General features: G+C 63.4%; 24 protein-coding genes and 3 tRNA genes. 19 read left to right on the plus strand and 8 right to left on the minus strand.

The window, feature by feature from the left end; genetic code table 11:
• Positions 1 to 140 precede the first annotated feature (140 nt).
• A complete protein-coding gene (locus OIK40_RS00565; protein WP_273675330.1) occupies positions 141 to 2432 on the plus strand; it encodes an EAL domain-containing protein in 2292 nt (763 codons plus the stop codon).
• Positions 2433 to 2716: 284 nt separating this feature from the next.
• On the opposite strand, the gene OIK40_RS00570 is transcribed toward OIK40_RS00565, so the two are convergent.
• Positions 2717 to 2793, minus strand: a tRNA-Pro gene (locus tag OIK40_RS00570).
• Between the two features lie 112 nt (positions 2794 to 2905).
• Between OIK40_RS00570 and thyA the strand changes: the two genes are divergently transcribed.
• From thyA to OIK40_RS00595, 5 genes are all read left to right on the plus strand, one after another.
• The gene (gene thyA / locus OIK40_RS00575; protein WP_273675331.1) at positions 2906 to 3874 is read left to right on the plus strand and encodes a thymidylate synthase; all 969 of its coding nucleotides are present in this window, start codon (positions 2906 to 2908) and stop codon (positions 3872 to 3874) included.
• Positions 3875 to 3987: 113 nt separating this feature from the next.
• On the plus strand, positions 3988 to 5292 hold the full coding sequence (locus OIK40_RS00580; RefSeq protein ID WP_273675332.1) for a 3-methyl-2-oxobutanoate dehydrogenase (2-methylpropanoyl-transferring) subunit alpha: 1305 nt from the start codon (positions 3988 to 3990) through the stop codon (positions 5290 to 5292).
• Positions 5289 to 6341, plus strand: a complete 1053-nt coding sequence (locus tag OIK40_RS00585; RefSeq protein ID WP_273675333.1) for an alpha-ketoacid dehydrogenase subunit beta — start codon at positions 5289 to 5291, stop codon at positions 6339 to 6341. Before OIK40_RS00580 ends, OIK40_RS00585 begins: the two co-directional genes overlap by 4 nt.
• A 7-nt stretch (positions 6342 to 6348) precedes the next feature.
• Entirely contained in the window at positions 6349 to 7650 is a 1302-nt protein-coding gene (locus tag OIK40_RS00590) for a dihydrolipoamide acetyltransferase family protein (RefSeq protein WP_273675334.1), read from the plus strand.
• 115 nt (positions 7651 to 7765) lie between these two features.
• Positions 7766 to 7842 (plus strand) — tRNA-Asp (locus tag OIK40_RS00595).
• Between the two features lie 45 nt (positions 7843 to 7887).
• On the opposite strand, the gene OIK40_RS00600 is transcribed toward OIK40_RS00595, so the two are convergent.
• From OIK40_RS00600 to OIK40_RS00615, 4 genes are all read right to left on the minus strand, one after another.
• Positions 7888 to 8139 carry a DUF2842 domain-containing protein gene (locus OIK40_RS00600; protein ID WP_273676038.1) on the minus strand — a complete coding sequence of 84 codons (252 nt, stop codon included), beginning with the start codon at positions 8137 to 8139 and terminating at the stop codon, positions 7888 to 7890.
• Positions 8139 to 8711 carry a 5-formyltetrahydrofolate cyclo-ligase gene (locus OIK40_RS00605; protein WP_273675336.1) on the minus strand — a complete coding sequence of 191 codons (573 nt, stop codon included), beginning with the start codon at positions 8709 to 8711 and terminating at the stop codon, positions 8139 to 8141. The genes OIK40_RS00600 and OIK40_RS00605 overlap by 1 nt, the downstream gene beginning before the upstream one ends.
• Before the next feature lie 328 nt (positions 8712 to 9039).
• Positions 9040 to 9480 (minus strand): cell division protein ZapA, encoded by a 441-nt coding sequence (locus tag OIK40_RS00610; RefSeq protein WP_273675338.1) that lies wholly within the window; start codon positions 9478 to 9480, stop codon positions 9040 to 9042.
• Between the two features lie 6 nt (positions 9481 to 9486).
• The gene (locus tag OIK40_RS00615) at positions 9487 to 9702 is read right to left on the minus strand and encodes a hypothetical protein (RefSeq protein ID WP_273675340.1); all 216 of its coding nucleotides are present in this window, start codon (positions 9700 to 9702) and stop codon (positions 9487 to 9489) included.
• 238 nt (positions 9703 to 9940) lie between these two features.
• On the opposite strand from OIK40_RS00615, the gene tkt reads away from it, so the two are divergent.
• The 7 genes from tkt (at position 9941) to thiE (ending at position 16778) form a co-directional block, all read left to right on the plus strand.
• Positions 9941 to 11920 carry a transketolase gene (gene tkt / locus OIK40_RS00620; RefSeq protein WP_273675342.1) on the plus strand — a complete coding sequence of 660 codons (1980 nt, stop codon included), beginning with the start codon at positions 9941 to 9943 and terminating at the stop codon, positions 11918 to 11920.
• Between the two features lie 15 nt (positions 11921 to 11935).
• Complete coding sequence (gene gap, locus OIK40_RS00625) at positions 11936 to 12943, plus strand: type I glyceraldehyde-3-phosphate dehydrogenase (RefSeq protein ID WP_273675344.1); 1008 nt, start codon at positions 11936 to 11938, stop codon at positions 12941 to 12943.
• A 25-nt stretch (positions 12944 to 12968) separates the two neighbouring features.
• On the plus strand, positions 12969 to 14171 hold the full coding sequence (locus OIK40_RS00630; RefSeq protein ID WP_273675345.1) for a phosphoglycerate kinase: 1203 nt from the start codon (positions 12969 to 12971) through the stop codon (positions 14169 to 14171).
• A 1-nt stretch (position 14172) separates the two neighbouring features.
• The gene (locus tag OIK40_RS00635) at positions 14173 to 14598 is read left to right on the plus strand and encodes a DUF4440 domain-containing protein (RefSeq protein ID WP_273675347.1); all 426 of its coding nucleotides are present in this window, start codon (positions 14173 to 14175) and stop codon (positions 14596 to 14598) included.
• Positions 14599 to 14608: 10 nt separating this feature from the next.
• Positions 14609 to 15061 (plus strand): PaaI family thioesterase, encoded by a 453-nt coding sequence (locus OIK40_RS00640; protein WP_273675350.1) that lies wholly within the window; start codon positions 14609 to 14611, stop codon positions 15059 to 15061.
• 158 nt (positions 15062 to 15219) lie between these two features.
• Entirely contained in the window at positions 15220 to 16104 is an 885-nt protein-coding gene (locus tag OIK40_RS00645) for a fructose bisphosphate aldolase (protein WP_273675352.1), read from the plus strand.
• Between the two features lie 41 nt (positions 16105 to 16145).
• The gene (gene thiE / locus OIK40_RS00650) at positions 16146 to 16778 is read left to right on the plus strand and encodes a thiamine phosphate synthase (RefSeq protein ID WP_273675354.1); all 633 of its coding nucleotides are present in this window, start codon (positions 16146 to 16148) and stop codon (positions 16776 to 16778) included.
• Here the strand turns inward: thiE and OIK40_RS00655 are convergent.
• On the minus strand, positions 16775 to 17197 hold the full coding sequence (locus tag OIK40_RS00655; protein ID WP_273675356.1) for an elongation factor P: 423 nt from the start codon (positions 17195 to 17197) through the stop codon (positions 16775 to 16777). The two genes, thiE and OIK40_RS00655, sit on opposite strands and share 4 nt — an antisense overlap.
• 169 nt (positions 17198 to 17366) lie before the next feature.
• Here OIK40_RS00655 and efp point away from each other — a divergent pair, with 169 nt between their 5' ends.
• The 5 genes from efp (at position 17367) to OIK40_RS00680 (ending at position 22157) form a co-directional block, all read left to right on the plus strand.
• Entirely contained in the window at positions 17367 to 17930 is a 564-nt protein-coding gene (gene efp / locus OIK40_RS00660; RefSeq protein ID WP_273675358.1) for an elongation factor P, read from the plus strand.
• 11 nt (positions 17931 to 17941) lie between these two features.
• Positions 17942 to 18760, plus strand: a complete 819-nt coding sequence (locus OIK40_RS00665; RefSeq protein WP_273675360.1) for an inositol monophosphatase family protein — start codon at positions 17942 to 17944, stop codon at positions 18758 to 18760.
• A 55-nt stretch (positions 18761 to 18815) separates the two neighbouring features.
• Positions 18816 to 18900: transfer RNA gene (locus tag OIK40_RS00670), tRNA-Leu, on the plus strand.
• 66 nt (positions 18901 to 18966) lie between these two features.
• Positions 18967 to 20802, plus strand: a complete 1836-nt coding sequence (locus tag OIK40_RS00675; RefSeq protein WP_273675362.1) for an SLC13 family permease — start codon at positions 18967 to 18969, stop codon at positions 20800 to 20802.
• 29 nt (positions 20803 to 20831) lie between these two features.
• Positions 20832 to 22157 carry an amidohydrolase gene (locus OIK40_RS00680; RefSeq protein WP_273675363.1) on the plus strand — a complete coding sequence of 442 codons (1326 nt, stop codon included), beginning with the start codon at positions 20832 to 20834 and terminating at the stop codon, positions 22155 to 22157.
• Between the two features lie 95 nt (positions 22158 to 22252).
• Here OIK40_RS00680 and OIK40_RS00685 read toward each other — a convergent pair whose 3' ends face one another.
• Positions 22253 to 22438 (minus strand): hypothetical protein, encoded by a 186-nt coding sequence (locus tag OIK40_RS00685; protein ID WP_273675364.1) that lies wholly within the window; start codon positions 22436 to 22438, stop codon positions 22253 to 22255.
• A gap of 93 nt (positions 22439 to 22531) precedes the next feature.
• Positions 22532 to 24130, minus strand: coding sequence for an isocitrate lyase (locus OIK40_RS00690; RefSeq protein ID WP_273675365.1), 1599 nt, complete (start codon positions 24128 to 24130; stop codon positions 22532 to 22534).
• Between the two features lie 176 nt (positions 24131 to 24306).
• Here OIK40_RS00690 and OIK40_RS00695 point away from each other — a divergent pair, with 176 nt between their 5' ends.
• Complete coding sequence (locus OIK40_RS00695) at positions 24307 to 25659, plus strand: helix-turn-helix domain-containing protein (protein WP_273675366.1); 1353 nt, start codon at positions 24307 to 24309, stop codon at positions 25657 to 25659.
• The last annotated feature ends 6 nt before the right edge of the window (positions 25660 to 25665 follow it).

Below are 25665 nucleotides of genomic sequence, written 5' to 3' on the forward strand. Positions count from 1 at the left end.
TCGCGATGAATTAACCACTGCACGCTAGGAAAATGCTCGGCTTTTGAGAACGGAACCGGGCGCCCATGATTGCATCCCTGGCATCAATGACAGGATTCCTGCGACGCGGTCTCGTGCGCGCCAGGGGCAATCGAGCTGTTTTGCTTGAAGAAAACGCTCTGAATTCGGGTGCTGGCCTGCTGCGGCGCAAACGCCTCAAGGTCGCGATCTTTGCAATCCTGTTCGGGCTGGTTTCGGCGGCGATCGACCTGCCTTTGCCGGCCGAGGATTTTTACCGCGCCGTCCGTGCCGAACTGCGTTCGCGTCCCGCACCGCAGGACGTCGCGATGATCGCGATCGACGATAAGACGTTGAATGCGTTCAATCGCAGTATGCCTTCGCGGACTGACGACAGTCGCCTGATCGACGCCCTGATCGAAGCGGGCGTAAAGAAGATCGTTTTCGATCGCGCCCATGCCGACCCGGAAAACCCGAAGGCCGATGCGATGTTCGCCGATACCCTTGCACGCCACGACGGCAAGGTTTGGCTCGGTATCGCACCCAAGCACAATATCGGATTTCAGGTCGTCGAGGAGATCGTACCGCTGCCCGCGTTCCGCGAACACGCTCGCCTTGCGGCCATGAACGGGATGGGTAGCCCCTTCCGGCTTTCAGTGGTTTTCCCGACCAGTGTCGTTCTAGACGGTGAGAAGCATCCGTCGCTGTCGGCCGCTCTTGCCGGTTACAACGGGCCAGACCGCAGCTTCAGGCCGGATTATTCCTTCGACCTCGATTCAATTCCGACAATCAGCTATATCGATGTTTTGGAAGGGAAATTCTCTCCGGACAAAATTAAGGGTGCAAGCGTGGTTGTCGGCAAGGCTTATTACGAGTCCGCTGACTACTATCTCATGCCCCTTCGCGACGGGAAGATTCCAGGGGCATATTTTCACATCATGGGCGCACATACGCTCAAGCGGGGCGTGCCGCTGGACCTGATGTGGATTCCGGCCCTTCTGGTCGTCGCTGTCACGGTTGTTTCGCAATCGCGCGCGCGCGGTCGGTCTGTCCAAACATTGACGATTGCCGCCGCCGGGCTGTTTGCGGCGCCGCTTTTGCTCGACGAATTCGGGATCAACATCGACGTGATGTCGGGCCTGCTTGCGTTGTTGTTTGCGGCCATCGGGTTCCAGCGGTTGTCGAAGAAGTATTACAGCAGCGAGGTCGATGCGATGACGACCTCGGCGCTCAATGTCGAAAACGTCAATGAAGATCTTGATGTCTATGCCCTCAAGATCGCCAATCTCGCCGAAATGTCGGAAGACTGGAGCGCGCGAGAATTGGGCGAATTCGTCAACACCCTCATTACCTATGTGAAGGGTCCGGGCGAGGCCGGGGATGTCGCTTTCGAGCGCGACAGTCTCGTTTGGCTCGCGCCGCGCATGGACACGGTCAGCCTCGAACGGCACGCCGATGGGCTGGCACTGATGCTCAAGACCGCGATCAGCCACGACTGGCAATCGGCCAGCAGCACGCCGGCGATCGGGATCGACACGAATCATGCCTTTCCTCTCGGCCAACGGATCAAGAAGGCCATGCAGGCTGCCGACGAGGCAGCAGTGCGCGGTGCGCGCTTCATCATCAACGACGCCGCCTATCTCGAAGCGCGCAACCAGCGGCTGGAAATCATGCGCGTGCTGGAAAAGGGTCTGCGCGAGCGGAATATCGGCGTCGCTTACCAACCCAAGATCGATCTCGCCACGGGGAGTATTGTCGGGGCCGAGACTCTGATCCGCTGGAAGCCCGAGGGCGACGATTTCGTCAATCCGCAGGAACTGGTGTTGGCCGCAGAGGCGACCGACCGCATCAACGAACTGACGCTGATCGTGATGGAGGCCGCGCTGGTCGACGGCAGGCGTGCCATCGCAATCGATCCCGGCTTCAAGCTCGCGGTCAACATGTCGGCCAAAAGCCTGAGTGATACCCATCTTTTGTTCGACATGATGACAATGCTGGGACGAATCGGCTTCCCGGCCGAGAATCTGACGCTCGAACTGACCGAGACCGCCAAGCTTGAGGACAAGCTGATTGCGCCCCAGATCGCCGCGCTCAAGCAGCGAGGGATCGGCCTTTCGATCGACGACTTTGGTACCGGCCAGTCGAATCTCGAATATCTGGAAAAGCTGCCGAGCTCCGAACTGAAGATCGACAAGAAGTTCGTCCAGCACATGGCGAGCTCGGACGAGAGCAAGGCGGTGGTGCGCGCGACGATCGAAATTGCCCATTCGCTCGGCAAGATCGTGGTCGCCGAAGGGGTCGAGGATCAGGCCATGGCCGATGCCTTGCGTGCCATGGGTTGCGATCAGGCGCAGGGCTTCCTGTTCTCCCGGGCGATCACAATGTCCGAACTCATCGGCATGATGGGAGGTCGCCGAATCGCGATTAGCATTTGATTAAGGTTAATTTTGTGTTAAAGCCTTCTACAGCTTGTTGGTAGCTGATAGGAGATTTTTTATGTGGGGCTGGTTCTCGCACCTCTTCGGTAGCCGCTAATTCGGCGTCGCAGGAGTTATGAAAAAGCCCCGGGAAACCGGGGCTTTTTTGATTCGTGCTCACAAGCGGGCGCTTTGTCATGAATCGCCTCGTCATTGCTTTGCCAGCGCGCGGCTCGCGGCTTCATGCACGCCTACGTCCTGAGGCGCGACGCTCCGTCAACGGCATGTTTTCATGAGATAATTGGTCGGGGAGAGAGGATTCGAACCTCCGGCCCCTGCCTCCCGAAGACAGTGCTCTACCAGGCTGAGCTACTCCCCGACCGTGTCGGTCCCGCATGAAGAAATCCCCACGCGGGTCGAGGCAAGGCGCGCCCTATAGGTGTGGATGAGCACAGTGGCAAGCGGGCAATTGCGCTCCTATAGTCACATCCATGGCGAGCGTAGCGATTCCCCTTTCCGATCCAGCGAATCGGCACCCCGAGCAGCAATATCTCGATCTGATGCGCGCGATCTGGGAAACCGGAAGCGAGCGGATCGATCGTACCGGCGTGGGCACGCGCTCGATCTGCGGGGCGATGCTGAGGTTCGATCTGGCAAACGGCGCAATGCCGCTGCTTACGACCAAACGGGTGTACTGGAAGACTGCGACCCGCGAATTGCTGTGGTTCCTTACGGGTGAAACCAATATCCGTCCGCTGGTGCTGCAAGGCGTGAAGATCTGGAACGAGTGGCCGCACGCGCGCTATGTTCGCGAGACGGGCGATGCGATCAGTCTTGAAGATTTCGTCGCGCGAATCGCCGAGGACGAAGATTTCGCCGCGCGCTGGGGCGATCTCGGGCCGGTCTATGGCAAGCAGTGGGTCGATTGGCCGACCTATCGCTATCGTCCCGATGGCCTCTATGAAAAGGGCGAGGGGATCAACCAGGTCGCGCAGGTGATCGAATCGCTGCGCGCCAGCCCCGGCAGTCGCCGCCACATTATCGAGGGCTGGAACGTCGCCGAGCTTGATCGCATGGCGCTGCCGCCTTGTCACAAGACCTACCAGTTCCATGTCGCGGGCGAGGGAGCCGACGCGCGCCTCAATTGCCTGCTGTATCAGCGCAGTTGCGATGTGGCGCTGGGCCTGCCGTTCAACCTGTGGTCGGCGGCGCTGCTCACCCGCATGATCGCGCAACAGGTGGACATGCTCCCGGGAGAGCTGGTGTGGATGGGCGGGGACGTGCACCTCTATCTCAACCACGCGCATCTGATCGACGAACAGCTATCGCGCCTGCCGCAGGGGAGCCCGCGGCTCGAAATCACCCGCCGGCCCGAAACAATTTTCGACTACCGGATCGATGATTTCGTGGTGCATGATTACGCGCCGCTGCCCCCGATCAGCGCGCCTGTTGCGGTATAGCTCACGCGGACGCGGCGCGCTTGACCGCTCTTAGGCGTTGAAATAAAAATACACTTCCAAGCAATGATTGCACCCGCATTACGCGGCGTGCCAGCAAGGGGGAGAGCGCCGCTATGGCCGACAAGGCCCAAACTGCCAAACCGGCGGACACGAACCGCCCGGCGCTTGCGCTGCATGTTCCCGAGCCGAAATATCGTTCAGGCGACACGGTCGATTTCTCGCATATCGAGATTGGTCAGGCCGGCGCGCAGCCGCGTCCCGACGAAAGCGCGCATCCCTCCCAGATGGCCGATCTTGCCTATGGGCTGATCCGCGTTCTAGGTGAGGACAATCATGCTCACGGGCCATGGAACCCGCGGCTCGATGCCGAAACCCTGCGAGCCATGCTGGGCCACATGGCGATGGTGCGGGCGTTCGACGAACGGATGTTCCGCGGGCAAAGGCAGGGCAAGACCAGCTTCTACATGAAGTGCACTGGCGAGGAGGCGACTTCGATCGCACCCGCCATGGCGCTGGCCAGTGACGACATGGTGTTCCCATCCTACCGCCAGCAGGGCATCCTGATCGCGCGCGGATACCCGCTGATCGAGATGATCAACCAGATCTACTCGAACAAGGCTGACAAGCTGAAGGGCCGCCAGCTGCCGATCATGTATTCGAGCCGGGAGCACAGCTTCTTCAGCATCTCCGGCAACCTTGCCACGCAATGCCCGCAGGCGGTGGGCTGGGCGATGGCGAGCGCGATCAAGGGCGACAGCCGGATCGCGGCGAGCTGGGTGGGTGAAGGCTCCACTGCCGAAGGCGACTTCCATTCGGCCTGCACCTTTGCGGCAGTCTACAACGCGCCGGTGATCCTCAACGTCGTCAATAACCAGTGGGCGATTTCAAGCTTTTCGGGCTTTGCCGGCGCGGAGCGCACCACCTTTGCCGCGCGCGGTCTGGGGCACGGGATCGCGGCGCTGCGGGTTGACGGCAATGATGCGCTGGCCTGCTTTGCCGCCGCCCGATGGGCGGCCAACCGCGCCCGTGCCAACCACGGCCCGACTCTGATCGAATATTTCACCTATCGCGCGGAAGGCCATTCGACCTCGGACGATCCTTCGGGCTACCGTTCGGCGCAGGAGCGCGAGGAATGGCCGCTGGGCGATCCGGTCAACCGGCTCAAGAACCACCTTATCGCGATCGGCGAGTGGGACGAGGAGCGGCAGGCCGCGATGGATCTTGCCTGTGCCGAAAAGGTCAAGGAAACCACCAAGGAAGCCGAGAAGAACGGTATCCTCGGTCATGGCCTTCACCATCCGTTCCACACCATGTTCGAGGATGTCTACGAAAAGCTGCCCTGGCATCTGGAAGAACAGGCCGAACAGGCCATCCGCGAGCGTGTCACCAAGTTCGGCAGCGAAAGGCCCTTCGGATGAGCGACGTGACCGAAACCGCAGTGGAAGCGGCGACCGGACGCCGCCTCAATATGATCGAGGCGATCAACGAAGCGCTCGACATCATGCTCGCGCGCGATCCCGATGTGATCATCATGGGCGAGGACGTGGGTTATTTCGGCGGCGTATTCCGCGCCACTGCAGGCCTTCAGGCCAAGCACGGCAAGACCCGCGTGTTCGATACGCCGATTTCCGAATGCGGGATCATCGGCGTGGCGGTGGGGATGGGCGCCTATGGCCTGCGTCCCGTGCCGGAAATCCAGTTTGCCGATTACATCTATCCCGGCCTCGACCAGCTCATTTCCGAGGCCGCGCGCCTGCGCTATCGTTCGGCAGGCGACTTCATCGCGCCGCTCACAGTGCGTTCGCCCTTCGGCGGCGGCATCTTCGGCGGGCAGACCCACAGCCAGAGCCCCGAGGCGCTGTTTACCCATGTCTCTGGTCTCAAGACGGTCATTCCCTCGACCCCGCACGATGCCAAGGGGCTGCTGATCGCCGCGATCGAGGATAATGATCCGGTGATCTTCTTTGAACCCAAGCGCATCTATAACGGTCCGTTTTCAGGGTATTACGACAAGCCGGTGGAGCCTTGGAAAAAGCACGACGCCAGCATCGTGCCCGAAGGTTACTACAAGATCCCTCTCGGCAAGGCGCGCATCGTGCGCGAGGGCGAGGCACTGACGATCCTTGCCTATGGCACGATGGTGCATGTGGCCGAGGCTGTCTGCCGCGAGAAGGGCGTCGATGCCGAAATTCTCGATCTGCGCACGCTCGTGCCGCTTGATATCGAGGCGATCGAGGCTTCGGTCGAAAAGACCGGACGCTGCATGATCGTGCACGAGGCGACGCGGACCAGCGGTTTCGGCGCGGAGCTGTCCGCGCTGGTCACCGAACGCTGTTTTTACCACCTTGAAGCCCCGGTCGAACGCGTCACCGGCTTCGACACGCCCTATCCCCACAGCCTCGAATGGGCCTATTTCCCCGGCCCCGTCCGCATCGGCGAGGCGATTGACAAGCTTCTGAGCGAGTAACCGCACCATGGCGAAGTTCACATTTAACATGCCCGACGTGGGCGAAGGCGTGGCCGAGGCGGAAATCGTCGAATGGCACGTCAAGGTCGGTGACCGGGTCGAGGAAGACCAGCATCTCGTCGATGTCATGACCGACAAGGCGACCATCGACATCGAAAGCCCCGTGGCGGGCACAGTGATCGCGGTTGCTGGCGAGGTTGGCGATGTGATCGCCGTCGGCGCTATGCTGCTGGTGATCGAGGTCGAAGGCGACGTCGACGAGGAGCCCGAAGCCGCACCCGCACCCGCACCCGCGCCCAAGGCGGAGGTGGTGGAGGAGCGCATCGAGGTCGAAACTTCGGACGCTTCCGATGCGGATGATGCGCTGGCCGCTGATCCTGCGCCCGAGCCGCTTCCCGAACCGACTCCCGCGCCGTCGCCGAAGCACGAGGCCAAGGTGCTGGCCTCTCCCGCGGTGAGGCAGCGCGCGCGCGATCTGGGGATCGATCTGGCCGAGGTGAAGCCGGCAGAGGACGGACGCATCCGTCACGGCGATCTCGACGCCTTTCTCGCCTATAATGCGGGTGGCGGCTTCGCGGCGGCGGGCAAGGCGCGCGCCGACGAGGCGATCAAGGTTATCGGCCTTCGCAAGCGCATCGCCCAGAACATGGCCGCGGCCAAGCGTCACATTCCGCACTTTACCTATGTCGAGGGATGCGACGTTACCGATCTGGAGGATATACGTGCGCAATTGAACGCCGCACGCGGAGACAAGCCCAAGCTCACCATGCTGCCGCTGCTAATCCGCGCGATCTGCAAGGCGCTGCCCGATTATCCGATGATCAACGCCCGCTATGACGACGAAGCGGGTGTGGTGACGCGCTACGGCGCGGTGCATCTTGGCATGGCCGCGCAGACCGATGCCGGGCTGATGGTGCCGGTGATTCGCAATGCAGAGAGCCGCAACCTGTGGCAGCTTGCGCGTGAAATCGTCCGCTTGGCCGAGGCTGCGCGCAACGGCAAGGCGACCTCGGAAGAGCTGTCCGGTTCCACCCTGACGGTTACCTCGTTGGGCCCGCTGGGCGGGGTGGCGACGACGCCGGTCATCAACCGCCCAGAGGTTGCGATCATCGGTCCCAACCGCATCGTCGAGCGCCCGATGTTCGTGTCCGACGGAATGGGCGGTGAACGAATCGCCAAGCGCAAGCTGATGAACATCTCGATTTCCTGCGACCACCGGGTGGTCGACGGACATGATGCGGCAAGCTTCGTTCAGGCCGTCAAGAAGCTCATCGAAACCCCGGTGCTGCTGCTCGCGGAACAGGGGTGAAAAAATAGCGTCGGGCAGGGCGAAAGGGGCGTTGACAGCCCCCGCGCCCGAGCCTAATGGCGCTGCTCCACGAGCGGGGCGGCCAAGGCCGGAACGCTCGACGGACACAAAATGCGCGGGTGTAGCTCAGTTGGTTAGAGCGCCGGCCTGTCACGCCGGAGGTCGCGGGTTCGAGCCCCGTCACTCGCGCCACTTGTGTTCGGAAAGCCCTTCTAAAGGCATCGGACAAGGCGGGCGTTAGTCCGCCTTTTCTTTTGCCTGCGATACGTCCGGCGCGCTCCAGCGGCCCGTTTCCATCCAGATCAGGAAGCGCTTGAGCGGCAGCAGCCAGACCAGCCCCAGCACCACATAGACGACAGTCTGCGCAAGCCCGGACCAGCTGCCGATCAGCGACGGCGCATAGCGCGCGATGATTACGCCATAGATCATCAGGCCCACAAACAGGCCAAGAATGCCCAGGGGAATTCTCCAGGTCGGGGTTTCGCGCATCATTCCAGTCCGTAAATCCGGGTCGGGGTGACGACGGCATCAAGTGCCGCGTCATGAGGTTCGGCAGGCAATGCGTCGCATAGCTGCACGTCCCACGCCAACCCAATCGACAGAGCGGGCCGATGTTCCGCCAACCAGCGATCATAATGTCCGCCGCCCTGGCCGAGCCGTTCGAGCGAGGCGGTAAAGCCCACAAGCGGCACGAATAAAATGTCGGGGACAATGATTTCGGCCTCTGCCGGTGGCTGCAGCATGTCGAACGGGCCGGGCGCAAGATCGCTTTCGCCATAGGGGTCGACATGGCGAGCGAAGGTCATCGGGGCACCGCGCGAAGCAAAGCGGGGCAGGGCGATGCCGTGTCCGGCCTCGTGGAAGAATCGCGCATAGCCGCCTGCGGGGGCTTCCCATGGTCCGGCATGGTACAGACCGATCACCGCATCGGGCGCAATCCGGGAAAGCAGCGGCGAAGGGGGGCGATGGAACAGCAGCCCGCGGATCGCATCCGGCTGCGCTTCGACATGCGCGCGGCGTGCAGCGCGAAGGGTTCGGCGAAGTTCGGTTTTGGTGGTCACGCGCTTCTTCAACCTCACATCAGAGCGCCAATCGGCCCGATGGGCCGCAAGGCCGACCGGCCGCCCGCAGCGACGCGCCCGAAGGGCGTGTGAGCGAGGAATTCCCACGCCGGAGGGCGTGTGGAGAAACAAAAACGTGGCGGAACCACCATGGGTCGTTTGCACTAGAAATCCTCTGACGCCTAACGTCAGGTGGGAACCATATGTCCAAGCCCTCAGGACGAACCCGTGGACCCAGACAGGGACAGCTCCCATGGATTGCTTATAGCCTCAGGGATATTCAATCGGCTCGTGCCGGGCAGTCCCGCCGTTGATGTATCTAAGCGCTCTAACCGAGCCCTTCAAGCGCCGCGGCGGTCGCTTCTGCCTGCTCCGCCAGAGCCTCCAGCCGTTCGGCCAGCGCGGCTGACGGGGCGGCTCCGCCGAACAGATCGGCCTGCGGTGTCGGGGGGGGAGGCGGCGCTTGACGGGCTGCGACCAGTTCCGCTTCCAGCCGCGCGATTTCGGCCCGTAAACAGTCTGCCTCCGCGCTGCCTTCGGGCGAGGTTTTGGCTTTGCCCGGCTTGCCTTTGCGCGCCTCGGCCAGTTCGTCGGCAAGGAACAGAGCGGCAAACAGCAGGTTCTGCGCTTCCAGCGGTGCACGCGCGGCACCCAGCAGCGCGTATTTTTCCGCGATCATCGCGCCCAGCGCTTCGATATGGGCTTCCTCGCCATCGGCGCAGGCCACCGGATAGCTTTTGGGGCCGATCGTAAGCGTGACGGTGCTCATGCTTCGCTACTCTTCCAGCTTGCCGATCAGATCGTCGATTTCGCGAAGGCTTTCAGCTACCTGTTCGCGCAGCTTCTCATGCGCGTTCACCAGTTCGACGACCCGCGCCGAACCTGCGGCCTGCTGTCCGCCGGGCGACACCGTCGCTTCACGCGCGGCGGCGATCCGCTTCATCGCGGTTTCGATCCGGCCCAGTGCGCCTCCGATGCGGTCTTCGTGCATGCCCGTGAAATACCAAGATAGGTTGCCCGCGCAAAGTCTTGGGCAGGCCTGTTGATAAGTCCTCGGGGGGCGCCCAGCGCGATTGCGCTTTGTCGAGGTTGACCTCACCCCACGGCTCGGCAATGGCACAGCCCGCAATCGAGGGATCGAATCGCCCGCTCGCGCGCGCAGCGCGGACGGTCAGGCTCCGGGTCGGACGCGAAAGGCTTCGGGGCAGCATCAGGAGACACTCGCGCCCATGACGATCGAACCCGCCCGCCTTCCGCTCATGGCCAATGCCATCCGTGCCCTTTCGATGGACGCGGTAGAGGCGGCCAATTCGGGCCACCCCGGGATGCCCATGGGCATGGCCGACGTGGCAACGGCGCTGTTCACCGGCCACCTCAAGTTCGATCCGTCCGCGCCGCACTGGGCCGATCGCGATCGCTTTGTGTTGTCGGCAGGCCACGGCTCAATGCTGATCTACAGCCTGCTCTACCTGACGGGCTATGCCGCGCCGACGATCGACGACATCCGCAATTTCCGCCAGCTTTCCAGCCCTTGCGCGGGGCACCCCGAAAACTTCCTGCTCGACGGGGTGGAATGCACCACCGGGCCGCTGGGGCAGGGGCTCGCGATGGCGGTGGGCATGGCGATGGCCGAACGGCACCTTAATGCCGAATTTGGCGATGACCTGGTCGATCACCGCACCTGGGTGATCGCGGGCGACGGCTGCCTGATGGAAGGCATCAACCACGAGGCGATCGGGCTGGCCGGGCACCTTGGGCTTGGCCGCCTCAACGTGCTGTGGGACGACAACCGCATCACGATCGACGGCGCGACCGATCTTTCGACCTCCGAGGACATCAAGGCCCGCTATGTCGCGACCGGTTGGCACGTTACCGAGTGCGACGGGCATGACTTTGCCGATATCGAGCGTGCGCTGCAGGAAGCAAAGGCCGATCCGCGCCCCTCGCTGGTCGCCTGCCGCACCCTGATCGGCAAGGGGGCCCCGAACAAGCAGGGCACCAGCGCGACCCACGGATCGCCGCTGGGCGCGTCCGAAGTCGCCGCCGCGCGCGAGACGCTGGGGTGGGCGGCGGCGCCGTTCGAAATCCCGTCGGATATTCTCGCCGACTGGCACATGGCGGGCGAACCTGGCCGCCGCGCGCACGGCACCTGGGCAGGTCACCTCGAAGGCTCGCCCCGCAAGGCCGAGTTTGAGCGCCGCATGGCCGGCGATTTGCCGGAAGGCTTCAGCCTCAATGCGCATATCGCGGGCCTGATCGAAGCGCCACAAAAGATTGCCACCCGCAAGGCTTCGGAAATCGCACTCGCCGCGATCAACAAGGCGCTGCCCGATACAATCGGCGGCAGCGCTGATCTGACGGGCTCGAACAACACGCTCGCAGGCGGCATCGGCACCTTCTCGAAGGACGATTATGCGGGCCGCTATGTCTATTACGGCATCCGCGAATTCGGCATGGCTGCGGCGATGAACGGCATGGCGCTGCACGGCGGGGTGATCCCCTATGGCGGCACGTTCCTCGTCTTTACCGACTACGCCCGCGGCGCGATCCGCCTGTCGGCGCTCCAGCACTGCCGCGTCGTCTATGTCATGACCCACGATTCCATCGGGCTGGGCGAAGACGGGCCGACACACCAGCCGATCGAGCATCTGGCGAGCCTGCGGGCGATGCCGAACCTTCTGGTGATGCGCCCCTGCGACGCGGTCGAGACTGCCGAGTGCTGGGAAATCGCTCTGACGCAGAAGGATCGCCCGACGGTGCTTGCGCTGACCCGCCAGAACCTGCCGCAGCTGCGGCTTGAAGCGTCGGCGGAAAACCTTTCGGCAAAGGGCGCTTACCGGATCAAGGCTGCCGAAGGGCCGCGCAAGGCGGTGATCCTCGCCACGGGCTCGGAAGTATCGCTGGCAGCCGAATGCGCGACGCAGCTCGAAGCTGCTGGCATCGGCACGGATGTTGTCTCGATGGTGTGCAGCGAGTTGTTCGACGAACAGGACGCCGCCTACCGCGCCGACATTTTGCCGGCTGACGCTCTGATCGTCTCGATCGAGGCGGCGAGCACCTTCGGCTGGCAGCGCTATACCGGGTGCGATGGCCTGAATATCGGCATCGACAGCTTCGGCGCCTCGGCGCCGGCAAGTGACCTGTTTGCCCATTTTGGCCTCACCGCGGAAGCAATCGTTCCGCAAATCCAGAACAAACTGAACGCTTAAGCAGGAGTACCTCTCATGGCCACCAAAGTTGCCATCAACGGTTTCGGTCGCATCGGCCGCCTTGTTGCCCGCGCTATCCTCGAGCGCACGGATCACGATCTCGAACTGGTGGCGATCAATGATCTCGCCGATGCCAAGTCGAACGCGCTGCTGTTCGCCTATGACAGCGTTCACGGGCGTTTCGCGGGCGAGGTAAAGGCCGAGGGCGATGCCATCATCGTCAATGACAAGCGCATTGCCGTGACCGCAGAGCGCGATCCGGGTAAGCTGCCGCACGCCGCAATGGGCATCGACATCGTGCTGGAATGCACCGGGTTCTTCCAGTCGGACGAAGCAAGCCGTCCGCACCTTGCCGCCGGTGCCAAGCGCGTGGTGATTTCGGCGCCGGCTACGGGCGTTTCGAAGACGATCGTCTACGGCGTGAACCACGAAACGCTGACCGCCGATGACGTGATCATCTCCAACGCAAGCTGCACCACCAACTGCCTTGCGCCGGTAGCCAAGGTGCTGAACGACGCGATCGGGATCGAGCGCGGCTTCATGACGACGATCCACAGCTACACCAACGACCAGCGCATGCTCGACCAGATCCACAAGGATCTGCGCCGGGCGCGTGCGGGCGCGGTCAATATGATTCCGACCACCACCGGCGCAGCGCGCGCGGTGGGCCTGGTGCTGCCTGAGCTCAAGGGCAAGCTCGACGGTTCGTCGGTGCGCGTGCCGACCCCCAACGTGTCGATGGTCGACCTAGTGTTCGTGCCGAGCCGCGACACCACCGCCGAAGAAGTGAACGCTGCGCTCAAGGCCGCTGCGGAAGGTCCGATGAAGGGTGTGCTCGACTTTACCGAAGAGCCGCTGGTTTCGAGCGATTTCAATCACTACCCGGCGTCTTCTACAGTCGATTCGCTGGAAACCAGCGTGATGGAAGGCAAGCTTGCCCGCGTGGTGAGCTGGTATGACAACGAATGGGGCTTCTCCAACCGGATGATCGACACCGCCGGGGTGATGGCGAAGTTCCTCTGATCCGATCCCGCCAGCGGAGGTGACCGTGGCCAAGTTCAAGACCCTCGATGATCTGCCTGCCGATCTGACCGGCAAGGTTGCGCTGGTGCGCGTCGACCTGAACCTGCCGATGAAGGACGGTTCGGCCACCGACGTTACGCGGGTCGAGGCGGTGAAGCCGACGATTCTCGAACTGGCGGGCAAGGGCGCCAAGGTGCTGCTGCTCGCCCATTTCGGGCGGCCGGGCGGACAGCGTTCTTCGGTGCTCTCCACCAGCATGGTCATCGGCGATGTCGAGAAGGTGCTTGGCAAGGAAGTGATGTTCATTCCCGAAATCGCAGGGCCGGTCGTCGAACAGTCAATCGGCATCCTGCGTGCAGGGGACATTGGCCTGCTAGACAACACCCGTTTCTGGCCGGGCGAGGAAAAGAACGATCCCAACCTTGCACAGGCCATTGCCGCGCACGGTGATTTCTACGTCAACGATGCCTTCAGCGCTGCGCACCGCGCGCACGCCACCACCGAAGGTCTGGCACACTTCCTGCCCGCCTATGCAGGCCGTTCGATGGAAGCCGAACTGAAGGCACTGGACGCCGCGCTGGGCACGCCGGAACAGCCGGTCGCCGCAGTGGTGGGCGGGGCCAAAGTCTCGACCAAGCTCGCCGTGCTCGAAAACCTTGTCGGCAAGGTACAGCACCTCATCATCGGCGGAGGGATGGCCAACACCTTCCTCGCGGCGCGCGGGGTCGATGTGGGCAAGAGCCTGTGCGAGCATGACCTTGCGCCTACCGTGGCAAAGATCATGGACGAGGCGGATCATGCCGGTTGCACCGTTCACCTGCCTTACGATGTGGTGGTGGCGAAGGAATTCGCGGCCAATCCGCCGTCCTTGCGCACCTGCAACGTCCACGAAGTCGCCGCGGACGAGATGATCCTCGATCTCGGTCCGCAGGCGGTCGAAGCGCTCGCAGATGTGCTCAAGACCTGCCGCACGCTGGTGTGGAACGGGCCGCTGGGGGCCTTCGAGACCGAACCTTTCGATGCCGCTACCGTGGCGCTGGCACGTACTGCGGCGGCGCTGACGCTTGAAGGCTCGCTCACCAGCGTTGCCGGGGGCGGAGATACCGTCGCGGCGCTGGCGCAGGCCGGGGTGGCGGAAGAATTCTCTTATGTTTCAACAGCTGGTGGCGCATTCCTTGAATGGATGGAAGGACGCGTTCTACCTGGCGTCGCCGCGCTCGCAAGCTGATATGGCGGATGTTGCGGTCGAGATCGAAGCACTCGAACTGCGCCTGATGCGCGCATGGGTGGCTGGCGACGCCAAAGAGGCGAAGAAGCTCACCACGCGCGATTTTATGTGCATGGTCGGCACGCTGCCGCCGCAATTGCTTGACCGACCGAGCTTTGTTGCTGGTATCGAACGCGGTTTCGCCTGCACAAAGTTCGCCTTCCGCGAGGTGGTTGCGCGCCAGCACGGCAAAAACGCATGGTTCGTCGCCGGTGCCGAGCTTGAACTGGGCCTGGGCAATAAGGTTTGGTCGGGCCCGTTTCTGGTGACGGGGCTATGGCGCAAGGGCGCGATCGGCGGCTGGAAGCTGGCCGAGCGCAGCATTGCCCGGCTGGAGGAAGGCGAGGGTCTCGCCGCCGCAGTCGGCAAGCTGCAATTGTGGAAATAGGGGCAGCGCGATGAGCGAGATGATGGAGGCCAGTTACGGCCAGCTTTCCACCATGGACAGCGGCGAGTTTGCCGGGTGGCGATATTGGCAGGGCGATCCGTTCGAAACCCGCTCCGGCCCGTTCTATTACCGCCGCGAGGACGACGGCTCATATGTCAGCGCCTTCCGCGCCGAACCGCGCCACATGAACGGCGGCGGGTTCATGCATGGCGGGTGCATGATGACCTTCGCCGATTTCGCGCTGTTTGCGATTGCGACCGATGTTCTGAATGGCGATCATGCGGTGACGCTGAACCTGTCGGGCGATTTCCTCGGCCCGATCGCCAGCGGCGCGCTGGTCGAGGCGCGCGGCGAAGTCACGCGCGGCGGGGGCAAGACGATCTTCGTACGCGGTCTGGTGACCGGTGACGGCCAGCCTGCGCTCAGTTTTACGGGTATCATTCGCCGCCTTGCAAGGCGCTGATTCCCGCATCCTGCGCAGCCTTTTGTGCACATGCAGCATGGCCTGTTGCAGCGGCGCGAGGGCGGCGCTAAGGGCGCGGGCAAGCGGCTCTGCATAGGTATGCACAGGCGGGCCGCACCGCACCGGATTTCGCTTTTGCGCCACTGGAGAACGCCGCAATGAACACCCAGACCATGACTGATCGTATCGCCACCGGACAGGGGTTCATCGCCGCGCTTGACCAGTCGGGCGGATCGACGCCCAAGGCGCTGCGCGGTTACGGTGTCGAGGACAGCGAATGGTCGGGCGATGACGAAATGTTCGCGCAGATCCACGCGATGCGCGCGCGCGTCATCACCTCGCCGTGCTTCGGCAGCGGCAAAGTGATCGGCGCGATTCTGTTCGAAAAGACCATGGACGGCATGGTGGACGGCAAGAGCACCGCCGATGCGCTGAAGGATCGCGGCATCGTTCCTTTCATCAAGGTCGACGAAGGTCTGGCTGAGGAGGCCGACGGCGTGCAGCTGATGAAGCCGATGACAAAGCTTACGGCGCTGCTCGAAAAGTCGGTTGCCGCAGGGATGTTCGGCACCAAGATGCGCTCGGTTATCAAGGCGGCGAACCCCGCTGGTATTGCAGCCGTGGTCGCCCAACAGTTCGAGGTGGGCAAGCAGATCATTGCCGCCGGCCTGATGCCGATCATCGAGCCCGAATATGACATCACCTCCGATGACCGCGCCGAGGGAGAGAACATCCTGCTGGCCGAGATCACCAAGCAGCTCGAAGCGCTGCCGGAAGGCCAGCAGGTGATGCTCAAGCTGTCGATCCCGGCGACGGCGGGCCTTTACACCCCGCTGGTCAACCATCCCAAGGTGCTGCGTGTCGTTGCGCTGTCGGGAGGCTTTTCGACGGATGATGCCTGTTCGCGGCTTGCCCAGAACCCCGGCATGATCGCGAGCTTCAGCCGCGGCTTGCTCCAGGACCTGCGCAAGAGCCAGTCGGACGAGGAATTCAACACCGTGCTCGGCAAGGCGATCGACCAGATCGCCAGCGCGAGCGTGTGAACAGGTGACAGCTGACGCCTGAGCGATTAGCGAGGCGCGCCATGACCGACACCCAGCTTTATCTCATCTCGCCGCTCGACGTCGGCGGCGACTTTCCCCTGCGGCTCGAACGCGCGCTGGCGGCGGGGAAGGGGCTTGTGACCGCCTTCCAGTTTCGCGTGAAGGGGATCGACCAGCACGAGGCTGCCCGTCTTGCCGAGCCGCTTCAGGCGATCTGTGCGGCGCATGACGTGGCATTCATCGTCAATGATTCGGTCGCTCTGGCAAAGCGGCTGAAGGCGGACGGGGTGCATCTCGGGCAGGGCGACGGCTCGCCCAAGGATGCGCGCGCCGAATTGGGGCGCGATGCGCAGATCGGGGTCACCTGCCACGCCAGTCGTCATCTGGCGATGGAGGCGGGTGAGGCGGGGGCCGACTATGTCGCCTTCGGGGCGTTCTTTCCGTCCTCCACCAAGGATAAGGGCGATGCGGAACGACCCGCGCCCGAACTGCCGGACTGGTGGACGAACCTGTTCGAAATCCCCTGTGTCGCCATCGGCGGGATCACGCCGGAAAACTGCAAGCCGCTGGTAGAGGCCGGCGCGGACTTTCTGGCAGTATCGGGCGGGGTGTGGAACGGCGACGAAGTTGCCGCGATCGCAGCTTTTGCCGAAGCGATTGCGGCAGCGCGTTAACCCACGCTGCCCAGCCGGGTGCAGATCAGCTTTGACAGTGTGCCATCGGGGTTCATCTTCTGCAGGGTGTTGTCGCCCAGCACCTGGAAGCGTTCGTCCTTCTTGGGGCCGCGGGTGAAAACCAGTTCGGTGCCGCGCAACAGGTAGATGCCGTTGCCGGACGCGTTGCGGTAGCTCGAGGCATTGCCGATGCGGAAGCCTTCTTCGGGCAAGACGACATAGGCCTCGCCCCCGGCATCGCCGGGCAAGGCGCATTCCCATTCGCCGCGCTGCAAGGTGCCCAGCATTCCGCCACTGGGCGCAGCGGAGCGGCTAGCGGGTACCGCATCCTTGCGATCTTGCGCCCCGCCGATGCCCGAACCAAAGGCGGCGAGCGCGGCTGCACAAAGCGCGAGGATGATGATCGTGCGGGTACGCATGACGACGGCCCTACCAGCGCGCCGAGCCGGACGCCACGCCTTTCCGTTCGGATTTTGGCGGTGCTTGCCGTGTCGCCAGCTATCGGCTATCGGCGCGCATCATTTCCGGGCGAGCGCCTTTTGCGGTGCGGAGCCCTCCCGTCTCCCTTGCACAAAGGCCCGTAGCCCCATGAAGATCAGCGGCGTCGATATTCGCCCCGGCAATATCCTTGAATACGAAGGCGGCATCTGGAAGGTCGCCAAGATCCAGCACACCCAGCCCGGCAAGGGCGGGGCCTACATGCAGGTCGAAATGAAGAACCTGCAGGATGGCCGCAAGACCAACGTGCGCTTCCGCAGCGCCGACACGGTTGAGCGCGTGCGGCTCGACACCAAGGAATTCCAGTTCCTCTATGCCGAGGGCGAGGATCTGGTGTTCATGGACAACGACACCTACGAACAGATCACGCTGCCCGGTGACCTGCTTGGCGATGCGCGCCCGTTCCTTCAGGACGGGATGCAGGTGAACCTTGAGCTGTGGGACGAAAAGCCGATTTCGGTCGAGCTGCCCGCGCAGGTTGAAGCCACCATCGTTGAGGCCGACGCCGTGGTGAAGGGGCAGACCGCCTCGTCTAGCTACAAGCCCGCGATCCTCGATAACGGCGTGCGTATCATGGTCCCGCCGCACATCGGCAGCGGCACCCGCATCATCGTCGATGTGTACGAGCAGGCCTACGTCGGCAAGGCCGGCTGAGGACACGTCAGATGGCAGCTATTTCCGGCCTCATCCGCGTCATGGAACGCGCCGCGCGCAAGGCGGGCGGGCGTCTGCGTCGCGATTTCGGCGAAGTCGAGCACCTTCAGGTCTCCCGCAAGGGCCCGGCCGATTTCGTCAGCAAGGCCGATATGCGCGCCGAGCGCACGCTTTATGACGAACTCTCCGCCGCGCGGCCCGGCTGGGGTTTCGTGATGGAAGAGGCGGGCGTGATCGAGGGTGATCCCGGCATGCCGCGCTGGATCGTCGATCCGCTCGACGGCACCAGCAACTTCCTGCACGGCATCCCGCACTTCGCGATCTCGATCGCTGCGCAGGAACCGCGCCCGGACGGCAAGGGCTGGGGCGAAGTCGTGGCCGGTGTGATCTATCAGCCGGTTACCGACGAAACCTATTGGGCGGAAAAGTCGCGCGGTGCATGGCTTCACGATGCCCGCCTGCGCGTCTCGGCACGCTCGCGACTGACCGACGCGCTGGTGGCGACCGGCATCCCCTTTTTCGGCCATGGCGACTTTGCCGAATGGAGCCGCATCTTCGGTGCGATCGGGCCGGAAGTGGCCGGTATCCGCCGCTTCGGCGCTGCCTCGCTCGATCTGGCCTACGTGGCGCAAGGGCGCTTTGACGGGTTCTGGGAAAGCGGTCTCAATGAATGGGACACGGCTGCCGGGTGTCTGCTGGTGCGCGAGGCGGGCGGGTTTGTCTCGGACTTCCGCGGCCGTTCGGCCCCGATCCACGCCGATCAGGTGCTTGCGGCCAATGACGTCCTGCATTCGAAGTTGCACAAGCTGTTGGCGGGCAGTTTGCGGTAAGCCTTGTTGATTTGCGGGGGGCGGGCGGTTAACAGCCTGCCTGTCCGCGCGGGGCGCCCCTGTGGTGGAATTGGTAGACGCGACCGACTCAAAATCGGTTGGAGAAATCCGTGCCAGTTCGAGTCTGGCCAGGGGCACCACCCGCAGCACTTTCCCACAATCCGCTTGTCTTTGCCCCAAGTGATTGGCTAGCCACAGGGCTGACGATGCTGGAAGCCCCATCCTATCACGCGATAGCGGCCATGGCGGTGACCATCGCTATGTTCATCGCGTTTGCGCGCGGGCGCTATACGGTCGAGATCATCTCGCTCATCACTATCGCGGTGATCGGCGTTGGGCTCTATTTCGCGCCGCTCGAAGGCACCAAGCCGACTGACGGGCTGGCGCTGGCCTTCGGCGGGTTCGGGCATCAGGCGCTGATCACCATCTGCGCGCTGATGATCATGGGCCGGGGTCTGGTGGTGACCGGCGCACTGGAACCATTTGCCCGCCTGCTCGAACGCGTGTTCCGTACCAACGGCCAGATCGGGTTGCTGTTCGCACTGGTGATCGCCTTCACCCTGTCGATGTTCGTCAATGATACACCGGTGATGGTGCTGATGTTGCCGATCCTGGTTGCGCTCGCCGGCAAGGGCGTTGTCGCCTCGTCGAAGACGCTGATGCCGGTCAATGCCGCGGTGCTGATCGGCGGGATGGGGACTACCATTGGCACCTCGACCAATATTCTGGTGGTCAGCATTGCCGAGGATATCGGGATGGAGACCATCGGGGTTTTCCAGTTCACTCCGATCGTGCTGATCGCGGCGGTGGCTGCGTTGCCCTATCTTTGGCTGGTGATGCCGCGCCTGCTGCGCGACAACAGCGTGATACCGGAGAATGTCCGGCGCATCTTTCACACGCGTCTGCGGGTCGGCAGCAGCAGCCTGCTGGCCGGGGCGGAACTTGCCGCAGTTCAGGACAAGCTACCGCAAGGGATCATTTTTCACGATCAACCGACAGGCGCGCTCCAACCGCAGCAAAGGCTGCATATTTCCGGTACGCATGAAGCGATCGAGGAAGCCGCGCGCGCCTTGAAGGGCGAGCTCGCGCCCAGCTGGGTGCTTGACCGGATTCGCCGCGTTTCCAAGGATCAGGGCGAGGATATCGTCGCGGTCGAGATGACGGTGACGGCGGATTCGCGCCTCATCACCCGCACGCTCGCCAGCTCGGGCATTGCCGATCTCTATGGCGTGGCGGTGCTCGGCATTCACCGGCCCGACCGGGTGCTGGGCGAACGCGATACCTATTCCGAAGCGGGCGATCTGCGCATTCTCGAAGGCGACGTGCTGCTGGTGATGGGGATCGAGGAAGACCTCCAGAATTTCGCCAATAATGATGGCCTGCTGCGGCTTGAAGGCGCGCGCGAGCTGCCGCGCCGGTCAAAGGCGGTGCTGGCCGGCGCGATCATGCTGGGGGCGATTGCCACGGCCTCGCTCGGCCTGCCATGGTTTGATGGCGGTTCATATACCCCGATCAAGCTGCCGATTGCCATTGCCGCGCTGGCGGGTGCGATCCTGATGTTCGTGACCGGATGCGTGAAGTTCGACCGCGTGGGCCGCGCCCTCTCGGCCAAGGTGATCGTGCTGATCGCGGCCAGCATCGCCATCGGCCGCGTGATCGACGCCAGCGGTGCGGCAGAATTTCTGGGACAAGCGCTCGCGCTCGGCTTGGGCTACCTGCCGCCCGCGCTGGTGCTGGGCGCGATCATGCTGTTCGTGACCGTACTCACCAATTTCGCGTCAAACGCCACCGCCGCGACCATTGGGACGCCGATTGCCTTCAGCATTGCGACCGAGCTGGGAATGCCGCCCGAGCCGCTGGTCCTGGCGGTGCTGTTCGGCTGCAACCTCGCCTACGCCACCCCGATTGCCTATCAGACGAACATGCTGATCATGTCCGAAGGCGGATATGAATTCGGCGATTACACGCGGGCCGGCGCGCCACTGGTGGCGCTGATGGTCACGGTGCTCTCGGTGATATTGGTGCTGTGGTACGGGCTGTGAAAGCAATCGGGTCAAACAGGGAGAAGACCATGAAAATCGGTTTCGCATTGGCAGGGGCGAGCGCGCTGGCGCTGATCGCGGTGCCCGCGCAGGCGGACGAGTTGCGCGACGCGGTGGCGGCGGACATGCCTGCGCTTGTCGAGCTTTACAAGGATCTGCACGCCAATCCGGAGCTGTCGTTTCAGGAGGTCGAGACCGCAAAGAAGCTCGCCGCCCGCGCCCGCGCGCTGGGTTTCGAAGTGACCGAAGGCGTTGGCAAGACCGGCGTGGTCGCCGTGATGACGAACGGCGACGGTCCGGTCGTGATGTTGCGCGCCGATATGGACGGGCTGCCGGTGATCGAGCAGACCGGGCTACCCTACGCCTCCAAGCGCAAGGGCATTCCCGCGAGCGGGATCGAGACCGGCATTATGCACGCCTGCGGTCACGATACCCATATGACCGCGTGGATCGGCACCGCGCAGCTGCTGGCCGAGCGCCGTGACCAGTGGTCGGGGACGCTGGTGATGATCCTCCAACCGGCCGAGGAAATCGGGGAGGGCGCCAAGGCGATGCTCGACGACGGGCTGTATACCCGCTTTCCCAAGCCCGATTATGTGCTCGCCTTCCATGATGCGGCGCAGGCCCCCGCGGGCTTCATCGGCTATTCCAAGGGCTTTGCGCTGGCCAATGTCGATTCCGTCGACGTAGTGGTGCCCGGGGTGGGCGGCCACGGCGCCTACCCGCATACAACCAAGGATCCGATCGTGATCGCCGCCAGTATTGTCAGCCGGTTGCAGACGCTGGTGAGCCGCGAGCTTGATCCGCAGGAACCGGCTGTGGTTACGGTCGGCAGCTTCCAGGCCGGGGCAAAGCACAACATCATTCCCGATGAAGCGCGGCTCCAGATCACTGTGCGCAGCTATGCCGACAAGACGCGGCAGCACCTGCTCGACGGGATCGCCCGGATTGCGCGGGGAGAGGCGCTGGCGGCCGGGATGCCCGAGGACAAATTGCCCAAGGTGACGGTGCAGGATCCCTATACGCCCGCAACCTACAACACCCCGGAATTCACCGACCGCGTGATGGCGGGCCTCAAGACCCGTTTTGAAGGTCGGGTGATGGAAACCCCTGCGGTGATGGGCGGGGAGGACTTCAGCCAGTTTTACCGCGCCGACCGCGAAAACGTGGAGTCGCTGATCTTTTGGGTCGGCGGGGTGCGGGAAACCGAATGGGAAAAGGCGCAGAAAGGCGAGATCGAACTGCCTTCGCTCCACTCGCCCTTCTGGGCGCCGGATGCCCCTGTGGTGATCGCCACCGCCACCGAGGCGATGACCGCAGCGACGCTTGACCTGATGCCGAAAAAGGGCGGGTAGACAGCCGCCAGAAACGATTACGGCCGCCGGAGCGCCTCCTGAAAGGAAGCATTCCGACGGCCGTTTCTCCTCCCCAGGAGAACTTTTGAATTGGGTTATTCCGAAGCGGGCACGTAGGTCCCGAGGCGGTGGTGCAGGGCGTTGATCTTCGCCAGCTCTTCACGGTCTTCGGTGTTGCGCGCATGGCTTTCAAGCGCGCGGCGCAGCAGCTTCATATCCGCAGTCGAGAGCAGCGCACGGGCGCGGGCGGGTTCGGTCTTCGGGGTATCGGTATCGCTCATGGTCACTCTCCTCGGGTGAATATCCCGAGTCCTTAGGCGGCTTTGCGGTCAACCGGAAGGCCGCAAAACAGCGACCTTCCGGCAAACCACAAATTACGCAGCCTCGAACTGGTTCATGGTGTTGTGCGTTCCACCGGCCTTCAGCGCGGCTTCGCCAGCGAAGTACTCCTTGTGATCATCGCCGATGTCCGAACCGGCCATGTTCTGGTGCTTCACGCAGGCGATGCCTTCGCGAATTTCCTTGCGCTGCACGTTCTTGACGTAGCCAAGCATGGCCTGCTCGCCGAAGTACTCGCGGGCGAGATTGTCGGTGCTGAGCGCGGCCGTGTGATAGGTCGGCAGCGTGATGAGGTGGTGGAAGATGCCCGCCCGTGCAGCGCCATCGCGCTGGAAGGTGCGGATCTTCTCGTCGGCTTCGGCAGCCAGATCGGTGCCGTCGTAGTCCACGCTCATCAGGCGGTCGCGATCATAGGCCGAGACATCCTTGCCGGCTGCTTCCCACGCATCGAAAATCTGCTGACGGAAGTTCAGCGTCCAGTTGAAGCTGGGCGAGTTATTGTAGACCAGCTTGGCATTGGGCACGACTTCGCGGATCCGGTCGACCATCTTGGCGATCTGTTCGACGTGCGGCTTCTCGGTCTCGATCCACAGCAAGTCCGCGCCGTTCTGGAGCGAGGTGATGCAGTCGAGCACGACGCGGTCCTCGCCCGTGCCGGGACGGAACTGGTAAAGGTTCGACGGCAGGCGCTTGGGAGCGAGCAGCTTGCCGTCGCGGCTGATAAAGACCTGGCCGTTGGTGATGTTGGCCGGATCGACTTCATCCGCATCAAGGAAGCTGTTGTACTGGTCGCCCAGATCACCCGGCTCCTTCGAGAAAGCGATCTGCTTGGTCAGGCCGGCACCGAGCGAGTCGGTACGGGCGACGATGATGCCGTCTTCCACACCCATTTCAAGGAAGGCATGGCGGCAGGCGCGGATCTTCTGGAGGAAGTCCTCGTGCGGCACGGTGACCTTGCCGTCCTGGTGGCCGCACTGCTTTTCGTCCGAAACCTGGTTTTCGATCTGGAGCGCGCAGGCACCTGCTTCGATCATCTTCTTGGCGAGAAGGTAGGTCGCTTCCGCGTTGCCGAAGCCGGCGTCGATGTCGGCAATAATGGGCACGACGTGGGTTTCGTAATTGTCGATCGCGTTTTCGAGCCGCTTGGCCTCGACGGCGTCACCGGCTTCGCGGGCCTTGTCGAGCGCGCGGAACATCATGCCGAGTTCGCGGGCGTCGGCCTGCTTGAGGAAGGTGTAGAGCTCTTCGATCAGCGCGGGAACGCTAGTCTTTTCGTGCATCGACTGGTCGGGCAGGGGGCCGAATTCGCTGCGCAGCGCGGCGACCATCCAGCCCGAGAGGTAGAGGTAGCGCTGCTTGGTGGTGCCGAAGTGCTTCTTGATCGCGATCAGCTTCTGCTGCGCGATAAAGCCGTGCCAGCAGCCCAGAGACTGGGTGTATCGCGCGGGATCGGCATCATAGGCGGCCATGTCGGCGCGCATGATCTTGGCGGTGTGCTTGGCGATGTCGAGGCCGGTGGCGAAACGGTTCTGGATCACCATCCGCGCGGCGTTCTCGGGGTCGATTGCAGCCCAGCTCGGCCCGTTGGCGGTGACGATTTCGCGCATCCGGGTGATCGTGTTCTGGTAGGTCATATTCATCTCCTGTCCGTCCTGGGGAGCGGCGGGCCGTCGAAGACTCGCGCCATCGGATGGGCAGGGTTTGCCGTGTTGCGGCGCAGCATGACAGGAAAACTTACAAAAAATCGTGTCGCTATGCCGACATTCGGCTGTAATCTTGTGTCAATCAGTAAAGTAATTTACAAAGCGGAATGGCTGATACCAACCTCCTCGCCGGACCCGCACTGCGGCGTCTGCGCAAGCGCGAAGGGCTGACTCAGGCGGCGATGGCTGCCGCGCTCGGCATCTCGCCTTCCTACCTCAACCTGATCGAGCGCAACCAGCGGCCGCTGTCCGCGCGGGTGCTGGTGCAGGTCATCGAACGGTTCGATTTTGACCCGCGTTCCCTGCGTGAGGACGAGGCGATCGGCGGGCTCGACGGGTTGGTGCGGCGTATGACCGACAAGCGTTTCGCCGACCTCGCGATCGACCGCGAGGAAGTGCAGGAATTTCTTGCTGCTGCGCCGCAGATCGCCGCCGCATTTGCGCGCCTTTACGATCAGGCGGGCAGCGGGCGGCCCGAGGGAGAGGATGCCGCCGGTGCCGCGCGCCGCGCGATCGAGCGCTGGCAGAACCATTTTGCCGATCTTGATCATGCCGCCGAGGATCTGGCCGACGAATTGCGCCTGTCGCGCGGGGAGATCAGCGCAGCATTGGGCGAACGGTTGCGGGAAAAGCATCGCATGACTGTGCGCGTCCTTCCGGCAGAGGTGATGCCGGGGCAGGTTCACCGGCTCGATCTTCATGCGCGCCAATTGCAGCTTTCCGAAATGCTTCCCGGCGCAGCGCGGCGGTTCCAGATCGCCCGGCAGGTCGGCGCGCTGGAAATGCGCGAGGCGATTGAAACATTGGTGGCCGGGGTCAATCTGCCGTCGCCTGAAGCTCGCGAAATCTTCCGCGAACACATCACCGATTACCTCGCCGGTGCGTTATTGCTGCCCTATCGCCGCTTCCTGCGCGCCTGCGAGCAGACCGGTTACGATCTTGCGGTATTGCAACGCCGTTTTGCCGTGAGTTTCGATCAGGTCGCACAGCGGCTCACCACGCTAGGGCGGGTGGGCGAGCGCGGACTGCCGTTCTTTACCGCGACCATCGACCGCGCCGGACGGCTTGCAGGATTTACAGCGGGTGGTGCCGGAGCGCTCTATCCTCTCGACGGTGCGCGTTGGCCTGCGTGGATCCCCTATGCCGCCTTCGAACGGCCCGGCGCGGTGCTGACTCAGGCAGTGACCTTCAGCGAGGGCGAGGCCGCGCCGCGCCACTGGTTCACGATCACACGCACGGTCGACGGCGATGGCGTGATGTGTGCGGCCCGCCGCGCCGTAGTGCTAGGGATCGAAGCGCGCTTTGCTGGGGAACTGGCGCTGGCACGCGGTGTCTCGCTTGATCCGGCCGATGCGGTGCCGCTCGGGACACCTTGTCTGCGTTGCGGGCGGGCCGAGTGTCTCACACCCGCTCCGGCGCGCATGGCCAGCGCACCGTCGCGCCCCAGAGCGGGGTTCTGAGTGCGG

Source organism: Erythrobacter fulvus (genome assembly GCF_028595285.1).
GTDB lineage: Bacteria > Pseudomonadota > Alphaproteobacteria > Sphingomonadales > Sphingomonadaceae > Erythrobacter > Erythrobacter fulvus.

What these genes read in the sequence shown, in the direction of transcription:
- efp (WP_273675358.1), top strand. Translation starts at nt 17,367, where the DNA reads ATGAAGATCAGCGGCGTCGATATTCGCCCCGGCAATATCCTTGAATAC.
- OIK40_RS00665 (WP_273675360.1), top strand. Translation starts at nt 17,942, where the DNA reads ATGGCAGCTATTTCCGGCCTCATCCGCGTCATGGAACGCGCCGCGCGC.
- OIK40_RS00645 (WP_273675352.1), top strand. Translation starts at nt 15,220, where the DNA reads ATGAACACCCAGACCATGACTGATCGTATCGCCACCGGACAGGGGTTC.
- OIK40_RS00675 (WP_273675362.1), top strand. Translation starts at nt 18,967, where the DNA reads ATGCTGGAAGCCCCATCCTATCACGCGATAGCGGCCATGGCGGTGACC.
- OIK40_RS00655 (WP_273675356.1), bottom strand. Translation starts at nt 17,197, where the DNA reads ATGCGTACCCGCACGATCATCATCCTCGCGCTTTGTGCAGCCGCGCTC.
- OIK40_RS00695 (WP_273675366.1), top strand. Translation starts at nt 24,307, where the DNA reads ATGGCTGATACCAACCTCCTCGCCGGACCCGCACTGCGGCGTCTGCGC.
- OIK40_RS00590 (WP_273675334.1), top strand. Translation starts at nt 6,349, where the DNA reads ATGGCGAAGTTCACATTTAACATGCCCGACGTGGGCGAAGGCGTGGCC.
- OIK40_RS00585 (WP_273675333.1), top strand. Translation starts at nt 5,289, where the DNA reads ATGAGCGACGTGACCGAAACCGCAGTGGAAGCGGCGACCGGACGCCGC.
- gap (WP_273675344.1), top strand. Translation starts at nt 11,936, where the DNA reads ATGGCCACCAAAGTTGCCATCAACGGTTTCGGTCGCATCGGCCGCCTT.
- OIK40_RS00580 (WP_273675332.1), top strand. Translation starts at nt 3,988, where the DNA reads ATGGCCGACAAGGCCCAAACTGCCAAACCGGCGGACACGAACCGCCCG.
- OIK40_RS00600 (WP_273676038.1), bottom strand. Translation starts at nt 8,139, where the DNA reads ATGCGCGAAACCCCGACCTGGAGAATTCCCCTGGGCATTCTTGGCCTG.
- OIK40_RS00685 (WP_273675364.1), bottom strand. Translation starts at nt 22,438, where the DNA reads ATGAGCGATACCGATACCCCGAAGACCGAACCCGCCCGCGCCCGTGCG.
- OIK40_RS00635 (WP_273675347.1), top strand. Translation starts at nt 14,173, where the DNA reads ATGGCGGATGTTGCGGTCGAGATCGAAGCACTCGAACTGCGCCTGATG.
- OIK40_RS00610 (WP_273675338.1), bottom strand. Translation starts at nt 9,480, where the DNA reads ATGAGCACCGTCACGCTTACGATCGGCCCCAAAAGCTATCCGGTGGCC.
- OIK40_RS00690 (WP_273675365.1), bottom strand. Translation starts at nt 24,130, where the DNA reads ATGACCTACCAGAACACGATCACCCGGATGCGCGAAATCGTCACCGCC.
- OIK40_RS00640 (WP_273675350.1), top strand. Translation starts at nt 14,609, where the DNA reads ATGAGCGAGATGATGGAGGCCAGTTACGGCCAGCTTTCCACCATGGAC.
- thyA (WP_273675331.1), top strand. Translation starts at nt 2,906, where the DNA reads ATGGCGAGCGTAGCGATTCCCCTTTCCGATCCAGCGAATCGGCACCCC.
- OIK40_RS00680 (WP_273675363.1), top strand. Translation starts at nt 20,832, where the DNA reads ATGAAAATCGGTTTCGCATTGGCAGGGGCGAGCGCGCTGGCGCTGATC.
- OIK40_RS00615 (WP_273675340.1), bottom strand. Translation starts at nt 9,702, where the DNA reads ATGCACGAAGACCGCATCGGAGGCGCACTGGGCCGGATCGAAACCGCG.
- thiE (WP_273675354.1), top strand. Translation starts at nt 16,146, where the DNA reads ATGACCGACACCCAGCTTTATCTCATCTCGCCGCTCGACGTCGGCGGC.
- tkt (WP_273675342.1), top strand. Translation starts at nt 9,941, where the DNA reads ATGACGATCGAACCCGCCCGCCTTCCGCTCATGGCCAATGCCATCCGT.